Origin of the sequence: Rhodococcus sp. (in: high G+C Gram-positive bacteria) (assembly GCF_049286785.1) — a bacterium.
Lineage (GTDB): Bacteria > Actinomycetota > Actinomycetes > Mycobacteriales > Mycobacteriaceae > Rhodococcus_F.
This window is the reverse complement of sequence record NZ_JBAQEO010000630.1, coordinates 1-2,578: the sequence shown is the minus strand read 5'-3', so window position 1 is coordinate 2,578 and position 2,578 is coordinate 1. Positions and strand designations below refer to the sequence as shown.

The 2,578-nt window shown below is 66.7% G+C and carries 2 protein-coding genes; both read right to left on the bottom strand.

The window, feature by feature from the left end; all coding sequences use genetic code 11:
* Positions 1-87: 87 nt before the first annotated feature.
* On the bottom strand, positions 88-1,356 hold the full coding sequence (locus WAW17_RS22890; RefSeq protein WP_422335196.1) for a serine hydrolase domain-containing protein: 1,269 nt from the start codon (positions 1,354-1,356) through the stop codon (positions 88-90).
* Positions 1,357-1,391: 35 nt separating this feature from the next.
* On the bottom strand, positions 1,392-2,578 hold a 1,187-nt coding region (locus tag WAW17_RS22885; RefSeq protein ID WP_422335195.1), incomplete at its 5' end, for a Dyp-type peroxidase.

The window sequence follows — 2,578 nt, the reverse complement described above, 5'->3', positions numbered from 1 at the left end:
CCCACTCCGTGATCCCCCACTCCGTGATCCCCAACCCCGTGATCCCTACCCGAGCACCCCCGTGCGCTGACCTCGTTCTCGTCGACGCTACCGGGTGGGAACGGGGGACGCGGTCGGCGACGGGGTCACATCCGGGTTCTGCACGCCGGCGCCCAGTCGGTATACGTGATCGGGCGAGATGACCTCGGTGATCGCCGTTGCCAGTGTGGTGCTCGGCTCGCTGCCCTGGTAGGCGACGTCGGTGTTGATCAGAATGACGAGTGTCGTCTCCTTCTCCGGCAGATACACCGTGACGGTCTGGTAGCCGGGAAGGCTCCCGTTGTGACCGATCCACCCGGCAACGTCGAACAGCCCCAACCCGTAACCCGCATCGGCGGCGAATCCCGGTGGTGTCACGGTCTCGAGCCGCTGCTTCTGCGTCGCCGGTTCCAGCAGCCTTCCGGTCGCGAGCGCCGGACCCCAGATGTGCAGATCTTCGAGAGTGGAGATCATCGCGCCCGCGGCCCATGCCCAGGACGGATCCCAGTCGGTGGCGGTCGCTTCCTTGCCGTCGGCGGTCTGCTCGGTGTAGCCCTGCGCGTGCGGCTCCGGGAAGGCGTTGTCGGTGGGAAAGCTGGTCTGCGCCATGCCGAGTGGCTCGAGGATCTGCTTCGTCACATATTCCGGGAGTGATTGCCCGCTGAGGTTCTCGACCACCAGACCCAGCAATGTGGTGTTGGTGTTGGAATACTCGAAACCCTGGCCGGGAGGGAAACTCGCGGGTAGAGCAAACGCGTAGCCCAGGAGTTGTTGCGGGGTGAAGGGCGCTCTCGGATCCGCGAAGAACGCCTTCTGGAACTCGTCGCTGGCGGTGTAATTCGCCAGGCCGCTCTGCATCCGGGCCAGTTGACGGATCGTGATCTGATCACCGAGCGGAACTCCGTCGACAAATTTGGCGATCGGGTCGTCGAGTCCGACCCTGCCCTCGTCGACGAGTTGCAGCACACCGGTGACCGTGAAGGTCTTGGTCTCGCTGCCGATCCGGCTGTAGAAATCGGTTTCCATCGGTGCGGCCGTGGCCTTGTCCGCGACACCGAACGCCTTCACGTAATCGCCCTCGGGTCCCCACACTCCGACGAGAGCGCCCGGAACCGACGCCTCGGCCAGCGCACCTTCGATCGCCCTGTCGAGCTGATCCGCTGTCGCGGAGGCGATCTGCATGCCGGATTCTGCAGACTCCGACGTAGGGGTGCCCGAGGTCGCCGTGGACTCGGACGAGTCGTCCGAACACGACGCCGTCACCAGCAGTGCGACCGCTGCGGCGGCCGCGACCAATCCACGTCGTCGCTGTGTCCTGGTCACGACCTGTGCAGTCATGGGCGTCCCGTCGTCGAGATACGTTTTCTCGAAACCTACTCGATCATCCGCTCGTCGGCGTCGGTTCCGGCGCTTCCGAGCAGCGACTCCCCCACGAAACCGCCGGGCTGCGTTCCCGGTGGAAGCACGTACACCGCGGATCCGACGGGGGTCGTCCACTGGTTCAACGCGTCGAACTCGGCCAGACGTTGCTGGACGGGCAGGAACTGGGTGTCGATGTCGCGTTGGTACGACGCGAAAATCAGCCCCGAGTCGGAGGTCTGACCTGCGGCGGGTGGGTCGTCATAGTTGTACCCGCGACGATGGAACCATTCGCCGTCGTGGGTGCGGTGCGCGCGGGCGATGTGCGAGGACTGCGGGATCACCGGAATCCCGTACCGGTCGGTGGCGGCGAAGTCGGCCACGTCGCGCTCCTGCGTCCCGGTGAGCGGCGCGCCGCTATCCAACGTCCGCCCCACCGTCAATTCCCTTCCCGGACGGTCGATCTGCTCCCAGGTGTCGAGTTCCATCCGGATCCGCCGCAACACCAGCGACGTGCCGCTGGCGAGCCATCGGTGCTGCGCGCCGTCGTCCCACACGAGCCTGTCGAACTCCTCGGAATTCGGGTCCGGGTTGACGGTGCCGTCGACCTGTCCCATCAGGTTCCGCATGGTTGCGCGCTCCGGGCGACTGCCCCGGGCGTTCCGGAACCCCCGCTGCGACCAGCGCACCGAGACGAGCGAGCGGACGTTCTTCACCAGTACCCGTACCGAGTGAGCGACCGCCATCGGATCATCGGCACACACCTGCAGCAGCAGATCCGTTTGGCCCCAGGCCTGTTCGTCGATCCGGTCGATCGAGAAGGCCGGCAACGGTTTCAGCCACGACGGCTGATCACCGGCCAGGTCGGCGAGCGCGAACACCCGGGGCCCGAATCCGAACGTGACCGTCAGCCGTGCGGGTGTGACGGCGAGTTCGGGCTCGGTGTCGGCGAGAGCGGGGAGCCCGCTCGCGAGGCGGCCGGCATCCTGCGTCCAGACCTGCATGAGACCGACGAGCGTGGCCCGGTTCACACCGGGCGCCAGATCCAGGCCGACGAATTGCGCGTGGGCTTGCGGCGCGGTGGCGATACCGGCCTGATGCTTCCCGTGGAACGGCTCGGTCAGTTCCCCGGCGAAGCCGTCCTCGGGTTCCCGCACGTTGTCCACCGCCGTGGCGGTTCCCCATCCGATACCCGCAGCGC